At 65.8% G+C, this 23792-nt stretch carries 25 protein-coding genes and 1 tRNA gene; 7 read left to right on the top strand and 19 right to left on the bottom strand.

Annotated elements, in window-relative coordinates; genetic code table 11:
• Positions 1-4 precede the first annotated feature (4 nt).
• From pbN1_RS05525 to pbN1_RS05565, 9 genes are all read right to left on the bottom strand, one after another.
• Positions 5-775: an ABC transporter permease gene (locus tag pbN1_RS05525; RefSeq protein WP_210147667.1), complete on the bottom strand. Its 771-nt coding sequence runs from the start codon at positions 773-775 to the stop codon at positions 5-7.
• Entirely contained in the window at positions 768-1664 is an 897-nt protein-coding gene (locus tag pbN1_RS05530; protein ID WP_169201112.1) for an ABC transporter ATP-binding protein, read from the bottom strand. The genes pbN1_RS05525 and pbN1_RS05530 overlap by 8 nt, the downstream gene beginning before the upstream one ends.
• Complete coding sequence (locus pbN1_RS05535) at positions 1661-1963, bottom strand: STAS domain-containing protein (RefSeq protein WP_169117644.1); 303 nt, start codon at positions 1961-1963, stop codon at positions 1661-1663. Before pbN1_RS05535 ends, pbN1_RS05530 begins: the two co-directional genes overlap by 4 nt.
• Positions 1960-2616, bottom strand: coding sequence for an MlaC/ttg2D family ABC transporter substrate-binding protein (locus pbN1_RS05540; protein ID WP_169117645.1), 657 nt, complete (start codon positions 2614-2616; stop codon positions 1960-1962). Before pbN1_RS05540 ends, pbN1_RS05535 begins: the two co-directional genes overlap by 4 nt.
• Before the next feature lie 6 nt (positions 2617-2622).
• Positions 2623-3462, bottom strand: a complete 840-nt coding sequence (locus pbN1_RS05545; protein WP_169117646.1) for an MlaA family lipoprotein — start codon at positions 3460-3462, stop codon at positions 2623-2625.
• Between the two features lie 25 nt (positions 3463-3487).
• Complete coding sequence (gene mlaD / locus pbN1_RS05550) at positions 3488-3955, bottom strand: outer membrane lipid asymmetry maintenance protein MlaD (protein ID WP_169117647.1); 468 nt, start codon at positions 3953-3955, stop codon at positions 3488-3490.
• Entirely contained in the window at positions 3952-4746 is a 795-nt protein-coding gene (gene mlaE, locus pbN1_RS05555; RefSeq protein ID WP_169201111.1) for a lipid asymmetry maintenance ABC transporter permease subunit MlaE, read from the bottom strand. The genes mlaD and mlaE overlap by 4 nt, the downstream gene beginning before the upstream one ends.
• The gene (locus pbN1_RS05560; RefSeq protein WP_425305767.1) at positions 4743-5570 is read right to left on the bottom strand and encodes an ABC transporter ATP-binding protein; all 828 of its coding nucleotides are present in this window, start codon (positions 5568-5570) and stop codon (positions 4743-4745) included. Before pbN1_RS05560 ends, mlaE begins: the two co-directional genes overlap by 4 nt.
• 148 nt (positions 5571-5718) lie before the next feature.
• Positions 5719-7689, bottom strand: a complete 1971-nt coding sequence (locus tag pbN1_RS05565; RefSeq protein ID WP_169201109.1) for a monovalent cation:proton antiporter family protein — start codon at positions 7687-7689, stop codon at positions 5719-5721.
• 149 nt (positions 7690-7838) lie between these two features.
• Here pbN1_RS05565 and pbN1_RS05570 point away from each other — a divergent pair, with 149 nt between their 5' ends.
• The 6 genes from pbN1_RS05570 to pbN1_RS05595 all read left to right on the top strand — a co-directional run bounded on the left by pbN1_RS05570 (position 7839) and on the right by pbN1_RS05595 (position 12254).
• Positions 7839-8834 carry a KpsF/GutQ family sugar-phosphate isomerase gene (locus pbN1_RS05570; RefSeq protein ID WP_169201108.1) on the top strand — a complete coding sequence of 332 codons (996 nt, stop codon included), beginning with the start codon at positions 7839-7841 and terminating at the stop codon, positions 8832-8834.
• A complete protein-coding gene (locus tag pbN1_RS05575; protein ID WP_169201107.1) occupies positions 8834-9355 on the top strand; it encodes a KdsC family phosphatase in 522 nt (173 codons plus the stop codon). The genes pbN1_RS05570 and pbN1_RS05575 overlap by 1 nt, the downstream gene beginning before the upstream one ends.
• An 8-nt stretch (positions 9356-9363) precedes the next feature.
• On the top strand, positions 9364-9945 hold the full coding sequence (gene lptC / locus pbN1_RS05580) for an LPS export ABC transporter periplasmic protein LptC (protein WP_169201106.1): 582 nt from the start codon (positions 9364-9366) through the stop codon (positions 9943-9945).
• Positions 9942-10514: a lipopolysaccharide transport periplasmic protein LptA gene (gene lptA / locus pbN1_RS05585; RefSeq protein ID WP_169201105.1), complete on the top strand. Its 573-nt coding sequence runs from the start codon at positions 9942-9944 to the stop codon at positions 10512-10514. The genes lptC and lptA overlap by 4 nt, the downstream gene beginning before the upstream one ends.
• Positions 10515-10564: 50 nt before the next feature.
• Positions 10565-11341, top strand: a complete 777-nt coding sequence (locus pbN1_RS05590; protein ID WP_169201104.1) for an enoyl-CoA hydratase — start codon at positions 10565-10567, stop codon at positions 11339-11341.
• A gap of 352 nt (positions 11342-11693) precedes the next feature.
• Positions 11694-12254: a phasin family protein gene (locus pbN1_RS05595; protein ID WP_169201103.1), complete on the top strand. Its 561-nt coding sequence runs from the start codon at positions 11694-11696 to the stop codon at positions 12252-12254.
• A 142-nt stretch (positions 12255-12396) separates the two neighbouring features.
• On the opposite strand, the gene pbN1_RS05600 is transcribed toward pbN1_RS05595, so the two are convergent.
• The 9 genes from pbN1_RS05600 to miaB all read right to left on the bottom strand — a co-directional run bounded on the left by pbN1_RS05600 (position 12397) and on the right by miaB (position 22088).
• Positions 12397-13188, bottom strand: coding sequence for a lysophospholipid acyltransferase family protein (locus tag pbN1_RS05600; RefSeq protein WP_169201102.1), 792 nt, complete (start codon positions 13186-13188; stop codon positions 12397-12399).
• An 8-nt stretch (positions 13189-13196) separates the two neighbouring features.
• Positions 13197-13730, bottom strand: a complete 534-nt coding sequence (gene gmhB / locus pbN1_RS05605) for a D-glycero-beta-D-manno-heptose 1,7-bisphosphate 7-phosphatase (protein ID WP_169201101.1) — start codon at positions 13728-13730, stop codon at positions 13197-13199.
• Between the two features lie 15 nt (positions 13731-13745).
• Positions 13746-15833 carry a glycine--tRNA ligase subunit beta gene (gene glyS, locus pbN1_RS05610; RefSeq protein WP_169201100.1) on the bottom strand — a complete coding sequence of 696 codons (2088 nt, stop codon included), beginning with the start codon at positions 15831-15833 and terminating at the stop codon, positions 13746-13748.
• On the bottom strand, positions 15833-16753 hold the full coding sequence (gene glyQ / locus pbN1_RS05615) for a glycine--tRNA ligase subunit alpha (protein WP_169201099.1): 921 nt from the start codon (positions 16751-16753) through the stop codon (positions 15833-15835). Before glyQ ends, glyS begins: the two co-directional genes overlap by 1 nt.
• Before the next feature lie 89 nt (positions 16754-16842).
• Positions 16843-18381: an apolipoprotein N-acyltransferase gene (gene lnt / locus pbN1_RS05620; RefSeq protein WP_169201098.1), complete on the bottom strand. Its 1539-nt coding sequence runs from the start codon at positions 18379-18381 to the stop codon at positions 16843-16845.
• 38 nt (positions 18382-18419) lie between these two features.
• A complete protein-coding gene (locus pbN1_RS05625; protein WP_210147668.1) occupies positions 18420-19268 on the bottom strand; it encodes a CorC family transporter in 849 nt (282 codons plus the stop codon).
• Positions 19269-19317: 49 nt separating this feature from the next.
• Entirely contained in the window at positions 19318-19776 is a 459-nt protein-coding gene (gene ybeY, locus pbN1_RS05630) for an rRNA maturation RNase YbeY (RefSeq protein WP_244857171.1), read from the bottom strand.
• Between the two features lie 2 nt (positions 19777-19778).
• Positions 19779-20750, bottom strand: a complete 972-nt coding sequence (locus pbN1_RS05635; RefSeq protein ID WP_169201096.1) for a PhoH family protein — start codon at positions 20748-20750, stop codon at positions 19779-19781.
• Positions 20751-22088 (bottom strand): tRNA (N6-isopentenyl adenosine(37)-C2)-methylthiotransferase MiaB, encoded by a 1338-nt coding sequence (gene miaB / locus pbN1_RS05640; RefSeq protein ID WP_169201095.1) that lies wholly within the window; start codon positions 22086-22088, stop codon positions 20751-20753.
• A gap of 52 nt (positions 22089-22140) precedes the next feature.
• Between miaB and pbN1_RS05645 the strand changes: the two genes are divergently transcribed.
• A tRNA-Met gene (locus pbN1_RS05645) sits at positions 22141-22217 on the top strand.
• Positions 22218-22347: 130 nt separating this feature from the next.
• Here pbN1_RS05645 and pbN1_RS05650 read toward each other — a convergent pair.
• Positions 22348-23688: a Fic family protein gene (locus tag pbN1_RS05650; protein WP_244857172.1), complete on the bottom strand. Its 1341-nt coding sequence runs from the start codon at positions 23686-23688 to the stop codon at positions 22348-22350.
• Between the last annotated feature and the right edge of the window lie 104 nt (positions 23689-23792).

The raw sequence follows: 23792 nt of genomic DNA on the forward strand, positions 1-23792 counted from the left end.
TTCCTCAGGCGCGCAGCTTGTAGCCCCGGGCGAGCATCGCCAGGGTCAGAGCCGCAAGTAACATCAGACAGACACTAACGACACCCAGGCTCAGCCACGGCGACACGTCGGACTGGCCGAAAAAGCCGTAGCGGAAACCGTCGATCATGAAGAAGAACGGGTTGGCGTGGGACACGTCCTGCCACAGTTGCGGCAGGGAATGCAGCGAATAGAACACGCCGGACAGCATCGTCAGCGGCATGATCAGGAAGTTCTGGAAGCCGGCGAGCTGGTCGAATTTGTCGGCCCAGATGCCGGCGATGACGCCGAGCGAAGCGAGGATCGCGCTGCCCATCAGTGCGAACGCCAGCGCCCAGCCCGGCGCGGCGATCGACAGATCGACGAACGGGATCGACACCAGCAGCACGCCGGCGCCGACGAACAGCCCGCGCAGCATCGACGCGATCACGTAGGCGGCATAGAACTCGCGGTACGACAGCGGCGGCAGCAGGACGAAAATGATGTTGCCGGTGATCTTGCTCTGGATCAGCGACGACGAGCTGTTGGCGAACGCGTTCTGCAGCAGCGACATCATCACCAGCCCCGGCACGAGGAACGCCGTGTAGGCGATGTCGCCGTAGACGGTGACGTGGCGGTCGAGCACGTGCGAGAAGATCAGCAGGAACAGCATCGCGTTGATCACCGGCGCCAGGACGGTCTGGAACGCGACTTTCCAGAAGCGCAACACTTCCTTGTACAGCAGCGTGCGAAAACCCGCGAGGCGCGATTCAGGCACGGTGCATGACCTCGACGAAGACCCGTTCGAGATCGGCTTCGCCGAGCTGCATCTCGACGATCCGCCCGCCTGCTTCGCGCAGGCGCGCGAGCGTCGGTTCGAGCTCGTCGTAGGTGTCGAGCGCGAACTCCGCCCAGCCGCCTTCGGCGAGCGCCGCGCCGAGGCCGCTGGCGATTTCGGGACGCTCGAGACGCACGCGCAGCGAATGCGTCGCGAAACGCCGCAGCAGGTTGTCGGTCGTGTCGAGCGCGACGACGCGACCCGCCTTCAGCATCGCGATGCGTCCGCACAGCGCCTCGGCCTCTTCGAGGTAGTGCGTCGTCAGCACGATCGTATGGCCGTCGCGGTTCAGCTTGCGGATGAACTGCCACAGGCCCTGGCGCAGTTCGACGTCCACGCCGGCGGTCGGCTCGTCGAGCACGATCACCGGCGGCCGGTGCACCAGCGCCTGGGCAACCAGCACGCGACGCTTCATGCCCCCCGACAACATGCGCATGTTCGCACCCGCTTTCGCGGTCAGGTCGAGGCTCGCGAGAATCTCGTCGATCCAGTCGTCGTTGTGGCGGATGCCGAAGTAGCCGGACTGGATGCGCAGCAGCTCGCGCACCGTGAAAAACGGATCGAATACCAGCTCCTGCGGCACCACGCCGAGCTTGCGGCGCGCATTGCGGTAATCGGACACGACGTCGTGGCCCATCACTTCGAGCGTGCCGCTGTCGGCGCGCACCAGCCCCGACAGGGACGAGATCAGCGTCGTCTTGCCGGCACCGTTCGGGCCGAGCAGGCCGAAGAACTCGCCGCGGTCGACCTCGAGGTCGACGCCGGCGAGCGCCTGCACGGCGCCATACCGCTTCGTCGCCGAAACAATGCGGATCGCCGGCAGGCTCATTGAGTCGATGCAGCCGGGGCTTGCGCCGGCAACAGCTCGTCGACGCCGTACAGCGCGGCGAGGCTGCGCAATCCCGCGGGGACGCCGCTCAGCGTCATCCGGTGGCTGGCGCCACGGGCCGCCCGCAGCCAGTCAAACAGCAGCGCCAGCGCCGCGGAATCGGCTGCGGTGACGCCGGACAGGTCGACCGTCAGGTCGCCGGCCGCGGCCTTCGCGCGCCCGGCCTGCACGAACCCGTTCACGGTCGTCATCGTCAGCGGTCCGTCGAGCCGCAGCACCCCGGTCACGTTGCCGTTCATGAACGCTCGGCGGGGCCGCTCAGTTCCTGCGTCTTGGCATGCAGGGAACGGATCAGCCCGTCGATGCCGCCAGCGCGGATTTCCTGCGCGAACGTGCCGCGATAATTCGTCACCAGGCTGACGCCGGCGACGACGACGTCGAACACTTTCCAGCCGCGATCGGTCTTTTCGAGCACGTAGTCGATGTTGATCGGCTGCGCCCCGGCCTGGCGGACCTCGGTCTGCACACGCACCGTGGTATCGGCGGCGCCGAACCGCGCCGGCTTGTATTCGATGACCTGGTTGCGGTACTGCGTCAGGGCATTGGAATAGGTGCGGACCAGCAGCGTGCGGAACACGTCGACCAGTTCCTTCTGCTGCTCGGGAGTCGCCTGGCGCCAATCCTTGCCGACGGCGAGCATCGTCATGCGGCGGAAGTTGAAGTGCGGCAGCACTTTTTCCTCGACGAGACTGACGACGCGGCCCGTATCGCCCGCCCGGATCGCGTGGTCGTCGCGAACGATCGCCAGCACGTCGCTGCTCACGTCACGAACCAGCGCGTCGGGAGCAATCAGCGCAGCCGTGGCTCGGGCACCGGGCGGCGTGACGGGGTCGGCCGCCATACTCGCGCCGATCGACAGGAACAGACACAGAGAAAGGAAGAGTTTTTTCATCTTGTATTACCTTGTGGCCGGGCGGTCACCACCGGATCCGGCGCTCGCCTGCTGAAATTCGTCGACATTCGTCGCTGCCGCGACACCCTTGGCGGGCCCATGCGGCGATGCGGCACCGTCACCCCCGTTGAAATCCTCGTATTCCTGCGGCGGGCTCCCGTCATGGACCCGGTAGCGACGCTGCTGCAGGTAGAAGTCGCGCGCATAGGAATACTTGTCGAGGGTGCCTTCTTCGAGCGTCTTGTCGATGCCGAGCAGGTTCGCCCGGCCATGCACGAGACGCAGCACGGTCAGGCTGTTGCGCGCCGCGACGTCGCTCACGCCCCAGACATTGTCGCCGTACAGGTCGATCGGCAGCACGGCGGCGTCGCGCACCGTGCGCGGACCGAAGAACGGCACGACGAAATAGGCGCCTTCGCCGACTCCCCAGCGCCCGAGCGTCTGGCCGAAATCCTCGTCGCTCTTGGGCAGTCCGAACTCCGACGCGACATCGAAGATGCCGAGGATGCCGAGCGTCGAGTTCAGGCCGAACCGGGCACCGTCGGACAGGCCTTCCCTCAACTTGCCCTGCAGCAGGTTATTGACGCCGTTCCAGACGTCGCCGACGTTGCCGAAGAAGTTGCCGACGCCGGTGCGTACGGGCGTCGGCATCGTCGCATCGTAGGCCTCGGCGACCGGCCGGATCGCGGCGCGGTCGACCGTTTCGTTGAAACCGAACATCGCGCGGTTGTAGCGCTCGAGCGGATCGTCCGGATTCGCGACCCGCGTCGTGCAGCCGGCGGCGAGCGTCAGGCAGAGCGCGATCGCCGCGAGCGTCGTGGGCCGGGGGAAGGGATTGTTATTCATTTTTGTTCGATGCAATGCGGCAGGGTCAGTTCGCCGGAGCCTCCGCTGCCTTGTTGAACAGGAATTGCCCGATCAGCTTTTCGAGCACCACGGCGGACTGCGTGATCTGCACGGCCTCCCCGCTCTTCAGCATCTCGACGTCGCCGCCCGGCTCGAGCCCGAGGTATTGCTCGCCGAGCAGCCCGGAAGTCAGGATCGTCGCGATCGTGTCGCGGGGGAATTGAAACCGGGTATCGACCACGAAAGTCACTTCGGCGCGATAGCTGCCGGTATCGAAGCCGATGTTCGTCACGCGCCCGACGACGACCCCCGCGCTCTTCACCGGCGCCCTGACTTTCAGGCCGCCGATGTTGTCGAACTGCGCCTTGAGGACGTAGGACTCGCTGAAATTGGCGCTCGCGAGATTGCCGACCTTCAACGAAAGGAACAGCAACGCAGCCATGCCGATGACGACGAAGAAACCGACCCACAGGTCGAGCGTTGTACGGCTCATGACTGGCCTCTGAACATGAAGGAAGTAAGCACGAAGTCGAGCGCCAGGATCGCCAGCGCGGAACTGACGACGGTGCGGGTGATCGCACGCGAGACACCTTCGGCGGTGGGCGTGCAGTCGTAGCCTTCGAACACCGCGATCAGCGACACCGCGGCACCGAAAACCACGCTCTTGATCACGCCGTTGACGACATCGAAGCGAAAATCGACGGCCGCCTGCATCTGCGACCAGAAAGCGCCTTCATCGACGCCGATCAGCACGACGCCGATCAGCCAGCCGCCGAACACGCCCATCGCGGAAAAAAGCGCGGCGAGCAGCGGCATCGAGATCACGCCGCCCCAGAAGCGCGGCGCGACGACGCGGGCGATCGGATTGACCGCCATCATGTCCATCGCCTTGAGTTGCTCGGTCGCTTTCATCAGGCCGATCTCGGCCGTCACGGCCGAACCGGCGCGACTCGCAAACAACAGCGCGGCGACGACCGGCCCCAGTTCGCGCGTCAGCGACAGGGCCACGAGCACGCCGAGCGCATCGCCGGAGCCGAAACGCTGCAGCGTCTCGTAGCCCTGCAGTCCGAGCACCATGCCGACGAAAAGCCCAGACACGATGATGATCAGCAGCGACAGCACGCCGCTGAAATAGACCTCGCGGATCGTCAGGTGCACGCGTAGCAGCGACTGCCCGGAATACAGCAGCAGCAAGCCGAAGAAGCGCGCCGCGAAACCGAGCCGCCACACTCCGTCGGTGACGGCGCCGCCGAGCCGGCGCACGAGACCCGCCAGGCCGTTCATGCCGCACCCCGCCCCAGCAGGCTGTGCGCAAGAGGCTCGGCCGGATAATGGAACGGCACCGGGCCATCGGCCTCGGCATGGATGAACTGCTGCACGAAAGGGTCGGTCGACGCGCGGATCTCGTCGGGCGTGCCATGCGCGACGATGCGTCCTTCCGAGATGAAATAGACGTAATCGACGATCTGCAGCGATTCGAGGATATCGTGGGTGACCATGATCGTGCTTGCCCCGAGCGCATCGTTGAGCCGGCGGATCAGCTGCCCGATGACCCCCAGCGAGATCGGATCGAGACCGGCGAACGGCTCGTCGTACATGATCAGCATCGGGTCGAGCGCAATCGCGCGCGCAAGCGCGACACGGCGTGCCATGCCGCCCGAGAGCTCCGCGGGCTTCAGCGTCGCCGCACCCCGCAAGCCGACGGCATTGAGCTTCATCAGCACGAGGTCGCGAATCAGTTCGGGCGGCAGGTCGGTATGTTCGCGCAGCGGGAACGCGACGTTGTCGAACACCGACAGGTCGGTGAATAGCGCGCCGAACTGGAACAGCATCCCCATGCGCCGGCGCAGCGCATAGAGCTCGCGGGTCGACAAGCGCGCCAGATTCTGGCCCGCGACGTTCACGATCCCGCCGCTGGCCCGCAACTGCCCGCCGATCAGGCGCAGCAAAGTCGTCTTGCCACAGCCGCTGCCGCCCATGATCGCCACCACCTTCCCGCGCGGGATATCGAGATCGATGCCGCGCAGGATGACCCGCTCGCCGTATGCGAAGCGAACGTCCTGCAACTGCACGAGGGTGGCGGAGGATTCGGATGACAAGCGAGGCAGCCAAAAAAATCTTGTGGAAACACAGACTAACGCATCAGGGACGAGCGGCACTTCACCAAGATCAAGTGCTTCAGCGCATCACCCCGTGCATCGTCAAACGGCGGAGTTTAGCAGAGCACGGACGGCCGCAGGGGCACCCGAGAGGCGCTCAGACCCCTCCGAGCAGGCGGCGCTCGGCCTGTTCGAGATTGGCCTGAATGCCGATCAGGACGACGACATCGCCTTCCTCCAGCTGCGTTTCCGGCCCCGGCGACAGCCCCCGGATGTTCCGCCGGCGCACCGCCGACACGCCCACGCCGAGCTCGCCGAGCCCGATCGCACCGATCGTCATGCCGACTGCGCGGGCGCCGCCCGGCAGCGTCACCGAGCGCAGGCGCGCCTCGTTCGCGTCCGGCCCGTCCGCCGCGTCGCTGGTGCCGTGGAAGAAGCCGCGCATCAACGCGTAGCGCTGGTTGCGGATGTCGCGGATGCGCCGCACGATGCGGTTGAGCGGCACGCCGATCAGCGCCAGCGCATGCGAGGCGAGGATGATGCTGCCTTCGAAAGCCTCCGGCACCACTTCGGTGGCACCTCCTTGCGACAGTCGCGCCATGTCCTTCTCGTCGCTGGCGCGCACAACAATCGGCAGATCCGGCCGCAGCAGGTGGGCGCGATGCATGACCCGCAGCGCAGCTTCGACTTCGCCGAACGAAATCACCAGCGCACTCGCCCGCATGATGCCCGCGGCCATCAGCGTTTCGTGACGCGCCGCATCGCCATACACGACGGTATCGCCGGCCGCACCCGCCTCGCGCACGCGCTCCGGATCGAGATCGAGCGCCACGTAGCTGACGTTTTCCTGCTCCATGAAACGCGCCATGTACTGCCCGCTGCGCCCGTAGCCGCAGACGATGATGTGTTTGCTGGTGTTCATCGTCTGGGCAGCGACGCGCGTCAGCTCCATCGAGCGCAGCAGCCATTCGGAGGCGACGAAACGCAGCACCAGCCTGTCGCTCAGCTGCACGATCAGCGGCGCAACGAGCATCGACAGCACCAGCGCGGCAACCGTGATCTGCAGCAGTGCCTCCGGCATCAGGCTGACATCGTCGATATGCGAGATCAGCACGAAGCCGAACTCGCCGCCGGCGCACAGCCACAGCGCCGTGCGCAGCGCGGTGCCGCTCGACGAACCGAAGGCTCGCGATGCCGCGAAGACGATCGCCCCCTTGAATACCAGCAGCGCCACCAGCAGTCCCAGCACCGCCACCAGGTTCGCCACGATCAGCCTGACGTCGAGGAACATCCCGACGGTGACGAAAAACAGGCCGAGCAGCACGTCGCGAAACGGCTTGATGTCCTCCTCGACCTGGTAGCGGTACTCGGTTTCGGAAATCAGCATGCCCGCCAGGAACGCCCCCAGTGCCAGCGACAATCCCACCGCGGCGGAAAGCCACGCCAGCCCGAGCGTGATCAGCAGCACGTTGAGCATGAAGAGTTCGCCCGAGCGCCGCTGCGCGACGACGGTAAACCACCAACGCATCACGCGCTGGCCGACGACGAGCACCAGCGCGAGCAGCACTGCGGCCTTGAGCGCCGCGATGCCGAGCGTCCCGGCGAGTTCCCCGGCCGGCTGCGACAGCGCGGGGATGAGGATCAGCAGTGGCACGACGGCAATATCCTGGAACAACAGCACACCGATCGTTTCCCTGCCGTGCGGCCGGTCGAGTTCGAGGCGGTCGGACAGCAGCTTCGAGAGGATTGCCGTCGAGGACATCGCGAGCGTCGCGCCGAGCGCGAAGCTCGCCCTCCACCCGAGCCCGAAGATCGCCCCGGCCAGCATCGTAAACAGCAACGATCCGAGCACCTGCGCCGCGCCGAGCCCGAACACGATGCGTTTCATCGCGAACAGCCGCGGCAGCGAGAACTCGAGTCCGATCGAGAACATCAGGAACACCACCCCGAACTCGGCCAGATGGCTCGCGCCGTCCGAGGCTTCGACCAGGTCGAGCGCATGCGGACCGACTCCCGCGCCGACGAGCAGGTATCCGAGCACCGGAGGCAAGCTCAGGCTGCGAAAAACCGCGACCACGACGACGCAGGCCGCCAGGAGCAACAGGACCAGCTCGAGCGTGTTGTGCATGAATGAGGGTGATGGGTGGAATGTGCACGATGCGGGGCCGCTCGGCCCGTCTGCTATACTTCGCAGCTTCGATTTGCGCCGCCGGGCCTGCTGTTCGCCGCCGGTTTTCCGGCCGTCTCGTGCGTCAGAGTGTAACCGCTTCGAACCCTATGAACCCAGTCCCGCCCGCTCTCTCCCATGAAGCCCGCTGCGTCGTGCTCGCCCGCCGGGTGCTGCACATCGAAGCCGCCGCCGTCGCGGCGCTCGCCGAACGTCTCGACGCAGATTTCGAGCGCGCCGTGCAGCTGATCCTGCAGCGCCACGGCCGCGTCATCGTCACGGGCATCGGGAAATCCGGCCACATCGCGCGCAAGCTCGCCGCGACGCTCGCGAGCACCGGCACGCCGGCCTATTTCGTGCATGCGGCGGAAGCGGCGCACGGCGACCTCGGCATGATCACCGCCGAAGACGTCGTCATCGCGCTGTCGAACTCCGGCGCCAGCGAGGAGCTGCTGACGATCGTGCCGCTCGTCAAACGCCAGGGGGCGAAGCTGATCTCGATGACCGGCAAGCCGGATTCGCCGCTCGCGCGCGAGGCCGATGTCCATCTCGACGCCGCGGTCAGCGAGGAAGCCTGTCCGCTGAACCTCGCCCCGACCGCCAGCACCACCGCGGCGCTCGCGCTCGGCGACGCGCTGGCGGTTGCGCTGCTCGATGCGCGCGGCTTCGGCGCGGACGATTTTGCCCGCTCGCATCCGGGCGGCAGCCTCGGCAGGCGCCTGCTCACGCATGTCAGCGACGTGATGCGCGGCGCGGACCGCGTTCCGCAGGTCCCGGAAACCGTCCCGATGACCTCGGCCCTGCTCGAAATGACGCGCGGCGGCATGGGCATGACGGCAGTCGTCGACGCCCGCGGGGCGCCGATCGGCATCTTCACCGACGGCGACCTGCGCCGGGCGCTCGAGCGCGGCTGCGACGCACGCACCGCGACGCTTGCCGAAGTCATGACACGCGCGCCGCGCAGCATCGGCCCGGACGCGCTCGCCGTCGAGGCGGCCGAAATCATGGAACGGCTGCGCATCAGCCAGCTGCTCGTCGTCGGCGCCGACGGCACGCTCGCGGGCGCGCTGACCACCCACGACCTGATGCTCGCGAAGGTGATCTGATGCCGGCCTGCGAAAATGCCTCGCGCATCCGCCTGATGGGCTTCGACGTCGACGGCGTGATGACGGACGGGAGCCTGTATTTCACGCCCAACGGCGAAGAGCTGAAAGTCTTCTCCAGCCTCGACGGCCACGGGCTGAAGATGCTGCAGAGCGCCGGCATCGAAGTTGCGATCATCAGCGGGCGCAGCTCGCGCGCGCTCGAGCTGCGGGCGGCGAACCTCGGCATTCGCGAGTTGCACATGGGCGTCGAGGACAAGCGCGCCTGCCTCGACGCGCTGCTCGCGCGCCGGAACATCCCCGCCAGCGAAGCCGGCTACATGGGCGACGATGTCGTCGACCTGCCGATCCTGCGTGCGTGCGGATTTTCGGCCACCCCGTCCGACGGCCACGAATTCGTCCGACGGCATGTCGGCTACGTCGCGAGCAAACCCGGCGGGCGCGGCGCGGTGCGCGAAGTGTGTGACTACCTGCTGGCCGCACAGGGCAGGCTCGAAGCGATGCTTTCGGCCTATCTCGCCTAAGGCCGGCGATGCGCCCGTCGATCCTGCAACTCTATCCGGTCGTCGCGCTCGTCGTGCTGGCCGGTGCGACCCTGTGGCTCGAGCGGGTCACCCGCGGCGAGGACGGCGCGGTCCGCACCGAACAGCGACGCGACCCGGACTTCATCGCCGAGCAGACGCGGCTGGTCAGTTTCGGCGCCGACGGGCAGCAACGCTACGAACTGCTCGCCGACCGGATCACGAACTACCCTCTGTCGGGCATCACCGAACTCGATCATCCACGGCTGCGCTACGATTCCGAAGGCCGCGAACTGCGCATCACGGCAAAGTCCGGCGAGATTCACGAAGGCGGCAGCGAAGTGCTCCTGAGCGGCGACGTGCGCGTACACCGCGCGGCAACCGTCGGCAGCCCGGCGATGAGTTTCGCTTCCGAGACCCTGAAAGTCTGGCCCGACGACGAGCGCGCCGAAACCAGCGACCCCGTCATCCTCACGCAAGGCAAGACGACCGCGCACGCCGGCGGGCTCAGGTCGGACAACATCTTCGGCACCCTCGACCTGCTCGGCGGGGTCACCGTTCTCATGCCACGCACATCGCGGACCCCACCATGAAGCACGTCCCTGCACTCGCCTTCCTCGCGCTCGGGCTCGTTGCCGCACTGCGGCCGCTGCCGGCGCTGGCGGAACTTGCCGACCGCGAAAAGCCGGTCAACATCGAGGCGAACCACCTGACGGTCGATGACCGCAACAAGGTGCACGTCTTCGAAGGCAACGTCGTCCTCACGCAGGGTTCCCTCGTCATCAAGGGCGATCGGCTCGTCGTGACGCAGGGCCCGGACGGTTTCCAGACCGGTGTGGCCACCGGCAGCGACAAACGGCCCGCGACGTTTCGCCAGAAACGCGAAGGCAGCAACGAGTTCGTCGAAGGCGAGGCCGAACGGATCGAATACGACAGCCGGGCGGAGCGGGCGCGCCTTTTCAATCAGGCGCGTGTCGAATCCGGCGGCGACGAAGTGCGCGGGCATTACATCGAATACGATGCCCTGAGCGAGAAATACTTCGTCACGAACCAGCCGGGCACCAGTTCGGCAACGGCCGGCGACTCACGCGTGCGGGCCGTCATCCAGCCGAAAGGCTCGGCCGCGGAGCCGGGCAACGAAGCGCCGCAAAAACCCCAATAACACCCCAATAACACCCCCAGCAAAGCCTCAATCACCAGGAGATGAGACGCATGAGTTTCCAGAACATCCTCGTTGAAACGCGTGGCCGGGTCGGCCTGATCACCCTTAATCGCCCGAAGGCGATGAACGCGCTCAACGACCAGGTCGTCGATGAAATGTGGGAGGCGCTCGACCACTTCGAGGCCGACGAGGGAATCGGCGCCATTGTCATCACCGGCAGCGAGAAAGCCTTCGCCGCGGGCGCCGATATCGGCGCGATGGCCAACTTTTCGCACATGGACGCCTACAAGGGCGACTACATCACGCGTAACTGGGAACGCGTCAAGACCTGCCGCAAACCGGTCATCGCAGCGGTCGCCGGCTTCGCGCTCGGCGGCGGCTGCGAACTGGCGATGATGTGCGACATGATCATCGCCGCCGACAACGCGAAGTTCGGCCAGCCCGAAATCAAGCTCGGCATCCTGCCCGGCTCGGGCGGCACGCAGCGCCTGCCGCGCGCGATCGGCAAGGCGAAAACGATGGACATGTGCCTCACCGCGCGGCTGATGGGGGCCGAGGAAGCGGAACGTTCGGGACTCGTCGCCCGCGTCGTGCCGACCGACAAACTACTCGATGAAGCGCTCGCGGTCGCCACCGAGATCGCCAACTTCTCGCTGCCGGTCGTGATGATGATCAAGGAATCGGTCAATCGCGCCTTCGAAGGCAGCCTCAATGAAGGCCTGCTGTTCGAGCGCCGCGTTTTCCACGCTGCGTTCGGCCTCGACGATCAGAAGGAAGGGATGGCAGCCTTCGTCGAGAAGCGCAAGCCCGACTTCAAGCACCGCTGACCTTGCCGCACCGCCGCATCCCGTCGGCGGTGCACCATACCCTCATCATTCTCAAGTCACTTTTGCCGTGATGTTGCAATTGCAACATCACTGTAATTTCCGTACCTGCTTTCCGCTCTAAAACTCATCGCATACATTCTGAAACATTATTAAAAAACCGCACCTTGCAGCCATTTTTCGGCCTTGTCCTGACAGCCCTGAAAAATATTCCGTAAGTATTGTGCAGCGCACAAAAAAAACGCTTGACAAGGGGCTCGCCATCCCTATAATCCAAACCATGTTGCGACGCACCAAGCGGACCGAAAGAGTTGCGGAGCAGATCATTGAAACACTACCCTCAGGAGATGAAAAAATGTTTGCTACCCCCGAGCAGTTTGCTGCGACCAACAAAGCCAACGTCGAAACCCTGCTGACCCTGGCCAACAACGTTTTCGCCAGCGCCGAGCGCCTCGCCGCCCTCAACCTGAACACCGCCCGTTCGATCCTCGAAGACAGCATCGCCAATTCGAAGGCCCTGCTCGGCGCGAAGGACGTGCAGGAACTGGTGAGCCTGCAGGCCACCCTGGCCCAGCCGCTGGTCGAAAAGGCCGTCGCCTACAACCGCAGCGTCTACGAGATCGCGTCGCAGGGTCAGGAAGAAGTCTCGAAGCTGGTCGAAACCCAGATCGCCGAACTGAACAAAAACCTGTCGTCGGTGCTCGACAAGGCCGCAAAATCCGCTCCGGCCGGTTCCGACGTTGCCGTTGCCGCCGTCAAGTCCGCGATCGCCGCCGCAAACAGCGCCTATGACAGCGTCAGCAAGGCCGCCAAGCAAGTCGCCGAGATCGCCGAAGCCAACGTGGCTGCCGCGACCAACGCCACCGTGAAGGCCGTCAGCGCCTCCGCGAAGGCTGGCGCCAAGAAGGCCGCCTGATACGCTTCGGCTCACACCGAATCAAAAAAGCCCCGCTCGCGGGGCTTTTTCCATTTCAGCGGCAGGCCGCGGGGGTGTTCACATCAAGCGGGCCGCGACCCGAATGGGGCGCGACCGTCGAAGCGGACTGACCGAGGAAGTTTCAACTCTCGCCAGAGCCCCGGCGCGCCGCTGCGACGACGCCGCTGCCCGGCTCACCGCCGCGTTTCGCGCCGGCTGCATAGTGATGCGGGAACAGCCGGTGCATCTCCGCCTCGATCCACGCCTCGGCACGGGCATTGACCTCGTTCGCGTCGAGCCCCTCGGGTCCGATCGCCGGCCCGATGCTGACGATGATCTCGCCGGGATATTTCAGGAACGCGTTGCGCCGCCAGAACTCGCCGGCGTTGTGGGCCACCGGCACCACCGGCACGCCCGCCTTCTGCGCCAGCCACGCCCCGCCCGGCTTGTAGCGCCGCGTCGTGCCCGGCGCGACGCGCGTCCCCTCGGGGAATACGACAACCCAGAAGCCTTCTGCCAGGCGCGCCCGACCCTGCTCGACGACTTGCGTCAGCGCGTCCTTGCCAGCCGCCCGGTCGATCGCGATTCCCGGAATCTGCGCGAGCCCCCAGCCGAAGAACGGCACCTTCAGCAACTCGCGCTTGAGCACGAAACACAGCGGCGGGAAGATCACCTGCAGCGCCATCGTTTCCCACGCCGACTGGTGCTTCGACAATATCACCGCCGGTCTGGCAGGAATGTTGTCGCGCCCGAGCACGCGGTAGCGAATGCCGAGCAGGTGCCGCACGAACCACATCACGAGCGGCGCCCACGAGGTGATGATGCGATGGCGCACGTGCGGTGGAAGCGGAAACGTCAGCATGCCGAAGATCGCGTAAGGCGGCGTGACGATCGCGAGGACGATCGCAAACAACAGGGAGCGCAGGACGATCACGGTTTTCTTTATGCAGTGAGGTCAGCGACGACCGTGGCGAGATCGGGATAGATCAGCGTTCCTTCGGGCAGCGCAGGATCGTCGCGCGTCTTGAGCCCCTTGCCTGTCAACACGAGGTAAGGCTTGCAGCCGACCTCCAGGCCGGCCTGGAGGTCGCGCAGACTGTCGCCGACCGAGGGCACGCCGGCCAGCGTGACGTTGAAGCGCTCGGCGATCTGCAGGAACAGACCGGGCTTGGGCTTGCGGCAGTTGCACGTGGAGTTCGCCGCATGGGGGCAGAAAAAAATCGCGTCGAGCCGGCCGCCGACCTGCGCAAGGCTCTTGACCATTTTCTCGTTGATCGCGTTGAGCGTGTCCATGCCGAACAGCCCGCGGCCGATGCCCGACTGGTTCGATGCGACGATGACGCGCCAACCCCACTGGTTCAGGCGTGCGATCGCCTCGAGCGAGCCGGGGATCGGCTTCCACTCGTCGGGCGACTTGATGAACTGGTCGGAGTCATAGTTGATGACGCCGTCGCGGTCGAGAATGATCAGTTTCATCGCGATCGGGCGCCTTTACGCGGACAGCCGCGACAGGTCCGCAACCTGGTTCATCAGACTGGCGAGCTGGCGCAGCAGCGCGAGGCGGTTCTGGCGCGTGAGCGGCTCCTCGACCATCACCATGACGTCGTCGAAGAAGGTGTCGACCGCCGCGCGCAGGCCGGCGAGTGCGCACAGCGCATCGGTGTAGTCCTCGTTCGCGACGTGCGAACGCACCAGCGGGGCGACTTCGACGACGGCATGGAACAGCGCCTTCTCGGCCGGCTCCTGCAGCAGCGCGACGTCCGGTTCCGGCAGCTCGTCCTCGGCTTTTTTCAGGATATTGACGATCCGCTTGTTCGCCGCGGCGAGCGCCTCGGCTTCCGGCAGTCCGCGGAACACGCGCACCGCGTCGAGTTTTGCCGGGACGAGGTCCATGCGTGTCGGGCGCAACGCGAGCACCGCGTCGACGACGTCCACCGCATGGCCCGCGTCGCGCAGCAGGTTCTTCAGGCGTTCGAACATGAAGTCCAGAAGCTGCGACTCGAAATCCGTGGCGGTCAGCAGACCCGGCCCGAAGCCTTCTGCGGCATCGGCAACCAGTGCGGCGAGGTCGAGCGGCAGCGGCGTCTCGATCAGGATGCGCAGCACGCCGAGCGCCGCGCGGCGCAGCCCGAACGGGTCTTTGTCGCCGGTCGGCAGCTGGCCGATGCCGAAGAAGCCGACGAGCGCGTCGAGCTTGTCGGCGAGCGCGGCTGCGCACGCGGTGTTGCCCGAGGGCAACACGTCGCCGGCGAAGCGCGGCTGGTAGTGCGACTGGACGGCATCGGCGACGACTTCGCCTTCGCCGTCGTTGAGCGCGTAATAGCGCCCCATGATGCCCTGCAATTCGGGGAACTCGCCGACCATGTCGGTGACGAGATCCGCTTTGGCGAGACGCGCCGCGCGCGAGGCGGCAGTGACGTCGCCGTGCAACCGACCGGCGATCCGCCCGGCGAGGCGATCGAGGCGTTCGACGCGCTCGAACTGGCTGCCGAGCTTGTTGTGGTAGACAACCGGGGCCAGGCGCGGCAGACGGCTCTCGAGCGTGTGCTTGCGGTCCTGCTCGAAGAAGAAGCGCGCATCCGACAGGCGCGGGCGCACGACGCGCTGGTTGCCGGTGACGATGTTCGACGGGTCGGCGAGGCGCATGTTCGAGACGATCAGGAAGCGATTCAGGAGCTTGCCGGCAGCGTCGAACAGCGGAAAGTATTTCTGGTTCGCGCGCATCGTCAGGATCAGGCATTCCTGCGGCACGGCGAGGAACTCGGCTTCGAACTCGCCGGCGTAGACCGTCGGGTGCTCGACGAGTGCGGCGACCTCGTCGAGGAGGTCCGCATATTCGCCGAGGCTCGCGCCCTGCTCCCGCGCGCTCGCGACGAGCTGGCGCTCGATGTCGGCGCGACGTTCGGCGAAGTCCGGGATCACCTTGCCTTCGGCGAGCAGCGTCGGTTCGTAGGCCTCGGCGGTTGCGAGCTCGATCTCGCCGCGGCTCATGAAGCGGTGGCCCATCGTCACACGACCGGCATCGAGGTCGAGCACGCGGCCCGGCACGACACGCGCGCCGTGCAGCATCGCGAGTTTGTGCACCGGCCGGACGAACTGCGCGTCCCCTGCGCCCCAGCGCATCAGCTTCGGAATCGGCAGCGCCCTGACCGCGTCGTGCACGATCGCCGCGAGCACGTCGTCGAGCGCCGCGCCCGGCTCGAGGCGCGTATAGAACAGCGCCTCGGCCTTGCCGTCGACGCGTCGCTCAAAGCTCGCGACGGCCTCCGGCGCGATGCCCTTCGCCTGGAGCTTCTTCAGCAGAGCCGGCGTCGGCCGACCTTCGGCGTCGAGCGCGACCTGCACCGGCATGATCTTTTCGGTGACTTCGCGGGATGGCGCGGCGGTGCGCACGGCCGGCACCGTGATCGCGAGCCGGCGGGGCGCGGCGAACCAGCGGAACGGCTGGTCTTCCGCGACGAGACCGCACGCCTTCAGCCCCTCGTGGATGCGGGTGGCGAAAGTCTCGCCGAGACGCGGCAGCGCCTTCGGCGGCAGCTCTTCGGTCAGCAGTTCGACGAGCAGGGTCGCGGTGGTCATCACGCCACCTCCTGCGAAGGATTCTGATTCAGCATCGGGAAACCCAGACTCTCGCGGGATGCGAAATAGGCCTGCGCGACCGCGCGCGACAGGTTGCGGATGCGGCCGATGTAGGCGGCGCGCTCGGTGACCGAGATTGCGCCGCGCGCGTCGAGCATGTTGAAGCTGTGCGCCGCCTTCAGCACCATCTCGTAGGCCGGCAACGCGAGGCCGGCTTCCATCAGCCGCTTTGCTTCGGCCTCGTAGTTGCCGAACAGCGAGAACAGGAAATCGACGTTCGAATGCTCGAAGTTGTATTTCGACTGCTCGACCTCATTCTGGTGGAACACATCGCCGTAGGTCACTTTCGAGCCGTCCGGATACACCGCCCAGACGAGGTCGTAGACATTCTCGACCCTCTGCAGGTACATCGCGAGCCGTTCGAGGCCGTACGTGATCTCGCCGAGCACCGGCTTGCAATCGAGCCCGCCGACCTGCTGAAAATACGTGAACTGCGTGACTTCCATGCCGTCGAGCCACACTTCCCAGCCGAGCCCCCACGCGCCGAGCGTCGGGTTCTCCCAGTCGTCCTCGACGAAGCGGATGTCGTGCGCATTGGTGTCGATGCCGAGCGCGCGCAGCGAGTCGAGGTACAGCTCCTGGATGTTCAGCGGCGACGGCTTCAGCACGACCTGGAACTGGTAGTAATGCTGCAGCCGGTTCGGGTTCTCGCCGTAGCGCCCATCCTTCGGCCGGCGCGACGGCTGCACGTACGCGGCATTCCACGGTTCCGGGCCGATCGCGCGCAGGAAAGTCGCGGTATGCGAGGTGCCGGCGCCGACTTCGAGATCGTAGGGCTGCAGCAGCACGCAGCCGCGGTCGCCCCAGTACTGCTGGAGCGTCAGGATAACTTGCTGGAACGTGGGTCTATGCGGGGACATGGTCTCGGACGGCAGGGGAGGCGGCCGGCGGGCCGCGCTGCGAACGCAAAGAAGCGGATTTTACTGGCATTCGCCGACACCGGCGACGTTTAGTCTCGTTTGCACGGGAATTGTTGCTGTGCAGCCTGGCCGGACGCCATTTTCGGCGCGTCGACCGGTTGCCGCCGGCGCGCCCCGACAACCCCCGCACCGACCGCGACCAGGGCCAGCAGCAGCGCCGCGCGGTCGCCCCAGCGCGCATACGGCGTCAGCCCTTCATAGCCCTGTACCGGGACGCGCAGCGCCCCTTGCGTGAACGGCGGCAGCACGCCCGAAACGCTGCCATCCGGCCGGACCACCGCGGTCATGCCGGTGTTCGTCGAGCGCAGCATCGGCCGACCGGTTTCGAGCGCCCGCATGCGGGCGATCTGCAGGTGCTGCGGCTGCGCGAACGAATCGCCGTACCACGCGAGGTTCGAGATGTTCAGCATCAGCGACGCTTCCGGCAGGCTGCGGATCAGCTCGCGGCCGAAGAGGTCCTCGTAGCACACGTTGACGGCGACGCGCTGCCCCCCGAGCTTCATCGGCGCCTGGTCCGGCGCGCCGCGCGTCTGGTCGGACATCGGGATATCGACGAGGTCGTAGAACCAGCCGAACAGCGGCGGCGAATATTCGCCGAACGGCACGAGATGGCGCTTCGCGTAGGTCTGGCTCGGGGATGCGCCGACGCTCAGCGCAGCGTTGTAGATGCCGCCCTGCGCATCGCGCAGAAAGACGCCGAGCACGAGATCGCCGCCTCCCGCCCGGGCGTCGCGGGCGAGTTCGTCCAGGTAGCCCGCCGGCAGGCGGTCAGCCAGCAGCGGCAGCGTCGTTTCGGGCAGCACGACGAGATCGGCCGCGTGCTCGCGTGCGAGCCGGGCGTTGGTCTGCAGCCAGTCGGCGAGACGTTCCGGGCGCCACTTCAGCCCCTGCTCGATGTTCGTCTGGATCAGCGCGACCACCACCGGTTCGCCGGCCGGCACCGTCCAGCTCACCTTGCCCAGCTGGTGACCCGCGACACCGACGACGACGATGACGGCCCAACCCGTCGCCGACGGGCCCACCTTCATCCACGCGGTCAACGCGACGAGGGACGCGACGAGCGCGAGCAGCATGCCGACGCCATAGACGCCGAGCACCGGCGCGAAGCTCGCGAGCGGGCTCGGCGGTGTCTGCGAATAGCCGATCGCCAGCCACGGAAAGCCGGTGAAGAGCCACCCGCGCAGCGCCTCGCCGAGCGTCCACAGCCCGGCGAACAGCGCGGCCTGGCGCAACGCAGCGCCGCGGCGAAAATGCACAAAGAGCGCTGCGGCAACCGCCGGAAACAGCGCGAGATAGGCGCAGAACAGCGCGATCGCGAGGCCGGCCAGCGGCACCGGCATGCCGCCGTACCGGTTCAGCGCAACGTACAGCCACGACACGCCGCCAACGAAGGATGCGAACCCCCACGCCCACCCGATCAGGAAGCCTGCGCGAGCGCCACGCACGCCGCGCAGCAGGCGCGTCAGCAGCGCAAGGCTGACCTGCCCGAGCAGGAAATACTCGAACGGCGCGAACGCGAACACTGACACGCCGCCCGCCAGCGCCGCGAGCACCACGATCCGGACCATCAGCGCTCAGCCACCGCGTTTAGTGTGAAACACACGCATCACGCCTGTCTCGCGTCCGCGACCGGCATCGCATGCTCGACGAGCAGCGTATACACCCGCCGGCTGTCCGCGCGCAGCACCTGGAACTTCATGTCTGCGAGGATCACCGTGTCGCCACGCTGCGGCAAGCGGCCCAGGGCGCGGATCACCAGGCCGCCGATCGTGTCGACGTCGGCGTCGCTGAAATTGGTCGCGAAAGCGGTGTTGAAGTCGGCGATCTCGGTCGTCGCCTTGACGCGATAACGCCCGTCCTGCATGAGCCGGATGTTGTCGCCGTCGAGGTCGCTGTCGTATTCGTCCTCGATTTCTCCGACGATCTGCTCGAGCACGTCCTCGATCGTCACGAGCCCCGCGACGCCGCCGTATTCGTCGACGACGATCGCCATGTGATTGCGGCTAACGCGGAAGTCGCGCAACAGCACATTGAGGCGCTTGGTCTCCGGCACGAACACCGCCGGCCGCAACGCATCGCGCAACTCGAACTCCTGCCCGACGAAATAACGCAGCAGGTCCTTCGCGAGAAAGATGCCGACGACGTCGTCCTTGCTTTCACCGACGGTGGGGAAGCGCGAATGGCCGGTCTCGATGACGAAGCTGGCGATCTTGTCCATCGGGTCGTCGACTCCGATCACCTCCATCTGCGAACGCGGGACCATCACGTCGCTGACCTGCAGGTCGGACATCTGCAGCGTGCCCTCGATGATCGAGAGCGCGTCGGCATCGAGCAGGTTGCGTTCGAACGCCGAGTGCAGCAGCGCCATGAGTTCGCCACGGTCTTCGGGCTCGCGCGACAGCAGCGCCGAAAGCCGTTCAAGCAATGTAAGGGGTTTACCGGGGAGACTGTCCATGGAGTCGGTATAGTCGAGAATGCACGCTCAGGCGTAAGGATGGCACGCCTCAGGCGTAAGGGTCCGGATAGCCGAGCGTTGCGAGCACGCGGGTTTCAAGGGCTTCCATTTCCTCGGCCTCGTCGGACGCTTCGTGGTCGAACCCCTGCAGGTGGAGCATGCCGTGCACGATCAGGTGCGCGAAATGGGCCTCGAGCGGCTTGCCCTGCTCGGCCGCCTCGCGCGCGACGACGGGAACGCACAGCACCAGATCGCCGGCCAGCCGCTCGCCTTCGTCGTAGACGAACGTCAGCACGTTGGTCGCGTAATCCTTGCCGCGATAATCCCGATTGAGGCGTCGTCCTTCCGCTTCGCCGACGAGGCGGACGGTCACCTCGGCGTCGCCACGCAAGGCGGCGAGCGCCCAGCGCCGGACGAGCGCGCTGGCGGGCGAACGGGCACGGTTCTCGGCCCCGATCGCCCGTTGCACCGACAGTGCGAGGCGAGACGGCGCAGTTTCGGTGTCCACGCTCACGGTTTGCGAGCGAGCGCAGCCTGGGCGTCGCGCGCGGTCTGGTTGTCGTAGGCCTCGACGATGCGCGCGACCAGCGGATGGCGCACGACGTCTTCCTTCTGGAACTCGGTGAAGGCGATGCCGCGCACCGTCGCGAGCACTTCGCGCGCTTCGAGCAGGCCGCTGCGGTTGCCGCGCGGCAAGTCGATCTGCGTCAGGTCGCCGGTGACGACCGCCTTCGCGCCGATGCCGATGCGCGTCAGGAACATCTTCATCTGCTCGGGCGTCGTGTTCTGCGCCTCGTCGAGGATGATGAAGGCGTGGTTCAGCGTGCGCCCGCGCATGAACGCGAGCGGCGCGATCTCGATGCTGCCGCGTTCGAAGAGCTTGGCGACGCGATCGAAGCCCATCAGGTCGTACAGCGCGTCGTACAGCGGCCGCAGATACGGGTCGACTTTCTGCGCGAGGTCGCCGGGCAGGAAGCCCAGGCGCTCGCCCGCCTCGACCGCGGGGCGCGTCAGGATGATGCGCTCGACCAGCTGGCGCTCGAACGCGTCGACCGCGCTCGCGACTGCGAGATAGGTCTTGCCGGTGCCGGCCGGGCCGATGCCGAACGTGATGTCGTGCGCCTGGATGTTGCGCAGGTAGTCGATCTGACGCGGCGTGCGCCCGTGCAGTTCGGTCTTGCGCGTCAGGAGCGCCGGCGCCGGCTGGTCCGACTGGCGGCGGTTCGCGAGCTCGATCAGCCCGAGTTGGATGTCGTCGACCGAGAGGTGCTCGTCGGCCTGCTCGTAGAACTCGCGCAGCGCCTTCGCCGCGAGTTGCATCTGCGCGGGACTACCCTGCAGCGTGAAACATTCGCCGCGACGCGCGATCGTCACGTCGTACGCCGTTTCGATCTGGCGCAGGTTCTCGTCGAGCGCGCCGCACAGGTTGGCAAGCCGCTCGTTGTCGACCGGCTCGAGGACCACTTCCGTCGGACGCCCCATTCAACTCTCCGTTGTAACGATTTCGCCGCGCAGGCTGTGCGGCAGTGCGGCAGTGATCGTCAGGTCGACGAACTGCCCGATGAGACGCGGATGGCCGACGAAATTGACGACGCGGTTGTTGCCGGTGCGCGCCGCCAGTTCACTCGCGTCCTTGCGCGACAGTCCTTCGACGAGCGCGCGCTCGACCCGCCCGACCATCGCCTGGCTGATCGCCTGCGCCTGTTCGTCGATGCGCTTCTGCAGCCGCGCGAGCCAGCGCAGCTTGGTTTCCTGCGGCACCGGGTCTGCCAGGTCAGATGCCGGGGTGCCGGGCCGCGGGCTATAGACGAAGCTGAACGACGCATCGAAACCGACTTCGTCGATGAGCTTCATCGTCTTCTCGAAATCCTCTTCGGTTTCGCCGGGGAAGCCGACGATGAAGTCCGACGAGAGCGACAGGTCCGGCCGCGCCGCGCGCAGCTTCCTGACCACCGACTTGAACTCCAGCACCGAATAGCCGCGCTTCATCGCCGCGAGGATGCGATCCGACCCCGACTGCACCGGCAGGTGCAGATGGCTGACAAGCTTCGGGGTCTTCGCGTACGCGTCGAACACGCGCTGCGTCATCTCGCGCGGGTGCGAGGTCGTGAACCGCAGGCGCTCGATGCCGGGGATCTCGGCGACGCATTCGAGCAGGAACGCGAAATCGCCCTGCTCGCCGCCGCCGCGCGTGATCTCGCCGCGCCACGCGTTGACGTTCTGCCCGAGCAGCGTGACTTCCCTGACGCCCTGCTCGGCGAGTCCCGCGACTTCGGCGAGCACGTCGTCGAGCGGCCGCGACACTTCCTCGCCGCGCGTATAGGGCACGACGCAGAACGTGCAGTACTTCGAGCAGCCTTCCATGATCGACACGAAGGCACTCGCGCCCTCGACGCGCGCCGGCGGCATGTTGTCGAATTTCTCGATCTCGGGGAACGAGATATCCACCTGCGAGCGGCCGCTGTGGCGGCGTTCGGCGATCAGCTGCGGCAGGCGATGCAGCGTCTGCGGACCGAACACGATGTCGACGTAGGGCGCGCGCGCGACGATCGCATCGCCTTCCTGGCTCGCGACGCAACCGCCGACGCCGATGATCAGGTTCGGGTTCGACTGTTTCAGATGCTTGACGCGACCAAGGTCGTGGAACACGCGCTCCTGCGCCTTCTCGCGTACCGAGCAGGTGTTGAAGAGGATTACGTCCGCCTCTTCCGGGTTGTCGGTCTTCACCAGCTCTTCGCTGGCGCCGAGCACGTCCGCCATTTTGTCGGAATCGTACTCGTTCATCTGGCACCCAAAGGTGCGGATGTAGAGTTTCTTCATCAGCGCGTCTTGACGCCTCGTTTCCCAAACCTATATATTAGCAGGCTCGAGTGGTGATGTAGCTCAGACGGTTAGAGCGATGGATTCATAACCCATAGGTCGGCGGTTCGATTCCGCCCATCACCACCACCAAATTCAAAGGGTTGCAGCGATGCAGCCCTTTTTCATTTCCGATCGGGGTAGCACTGGAGTGCCCACACCGATTTCAACATCAACACTCTACCTGCGACTACTGCCCGAACGGATTCAAATCCGACGGTCAGCGGTTTGCTTTGCTCAGAGATTCAATACGTTTATTCAAGTCCGCGACCGGATAGAAGACGAACGCATTGCCCTGCTTCGCCTTCTCCAGCAAACCGAGGATTTCGAGGTCGAGGAGATCGGCGCGGGCGGTTTGATAGACGACATTGTGCACGCTTTGATGCTTTGCAACGCGGTACGCCTCGCCTGGATGCCTGAGCGCATGGGTCAGCAGGGCAAGCTGCCGGTGGTTCAATGCGCTGCGAAGTATGCCGCCACTCGCCAGCATGTTCGCTGCCTCCTTCTGCTCCTGGGTCTTGCGGGCAAGATACTCGTGCAGCGCAAGTATCGAACGCCGGATGATATCGAGCTGATGCAGAACGAAGTAGGTCGTGTCATTACGGTCGGTTTCGGTGTGCAGGTAGGCCTGCACGTACTGCCGCGGTGCACGTCGCAGGAACTGGGAGATCGACAGGAATTCCATCAGCCAGTATCCGCTGCGCGCCATCGACCAGTAGAAAAGTGCCCGCGCCGTGCGGCCGTTGCCGTCGGCGAAGGGGTGGTCGTAGCCGATCATGAAGTGCAGGAGAATCGCACGGACGACGGGATGAACGAAGGGCGAAGAGTCCTCAGCCGCATTCGCGAAGGCGCACAGGCGTTCAAGGCGCTCCGGCAGTTCCTTGTAGCTCGGCGGTTCGTGCAGCAGCGCACCATCTCGGTTATCGACGACATTCACGTCGTCAGCCACGCGCAGCCGCCCTGCATCGACGGGGTCGTCGAGCGTGTCGCGGGTGAGCATCCGGTGCAGTTCCAGGACACGGTCAGGCGTAATCGGTTCCGAGCGCAGGCTTCGGATGTGCTCCATTGCCTGATAGTTGTTGAAGATCATCGCCTCGCTTCGATCGCGCGGCTGACGCCCCTCCCGCAGCATGGCTTCGGCAACGCGGCGCGTCGTCGAGGCCCCTTCGAGCTGACTGGAGGTAATAGACTCCTCGATCAAGGAGTGCAGGAGATAGCGCTCGCGATTTTCGTGGATCGGCGCCGCCTCCGGTGTGCGTATCTGCCCCGCGGCATCCCGATCGATGTGATGGAGATGGATCAGTACCGGCTCGGGGGTTGCAAGCATGAAGGGGGTGCCGGCCTTGTCGATAAACGGCAGCTTCTGCAGCATTGAACGACGCGCTAACCAGACCGATAGCCACCACTCTTCGGTAGACAGCCCACTGGGCGGATTCCTGTGGCGCAACTCGTCCCAATGGAGGTACTTCCCGTCGGGCAAGGGCGACGTGTGGGTCAGGACGCGAGACAGGCGTTCCGGCCCGACCCGGCTCATCAGCTTCTCGGTACCCGGAGGGTTCATGGGGAGTTTCATGTGTACTAATATTTTTAATAATTAGTACACTTTAGTACACGACAGCCCGAATGCTCCATAGTCGCCTACTAAAAACCAAATAAATTAGTACT

It is taken from the genome of Aromatoleum bremense (genome assembly GCF_017894365.1).
GTDB lineage: Bacteria > Pseudomonadota > Gammaproteobacteria > Burkholderiales > Rhodocyclaceae > Aromatoleum > Aromatoleum bremense.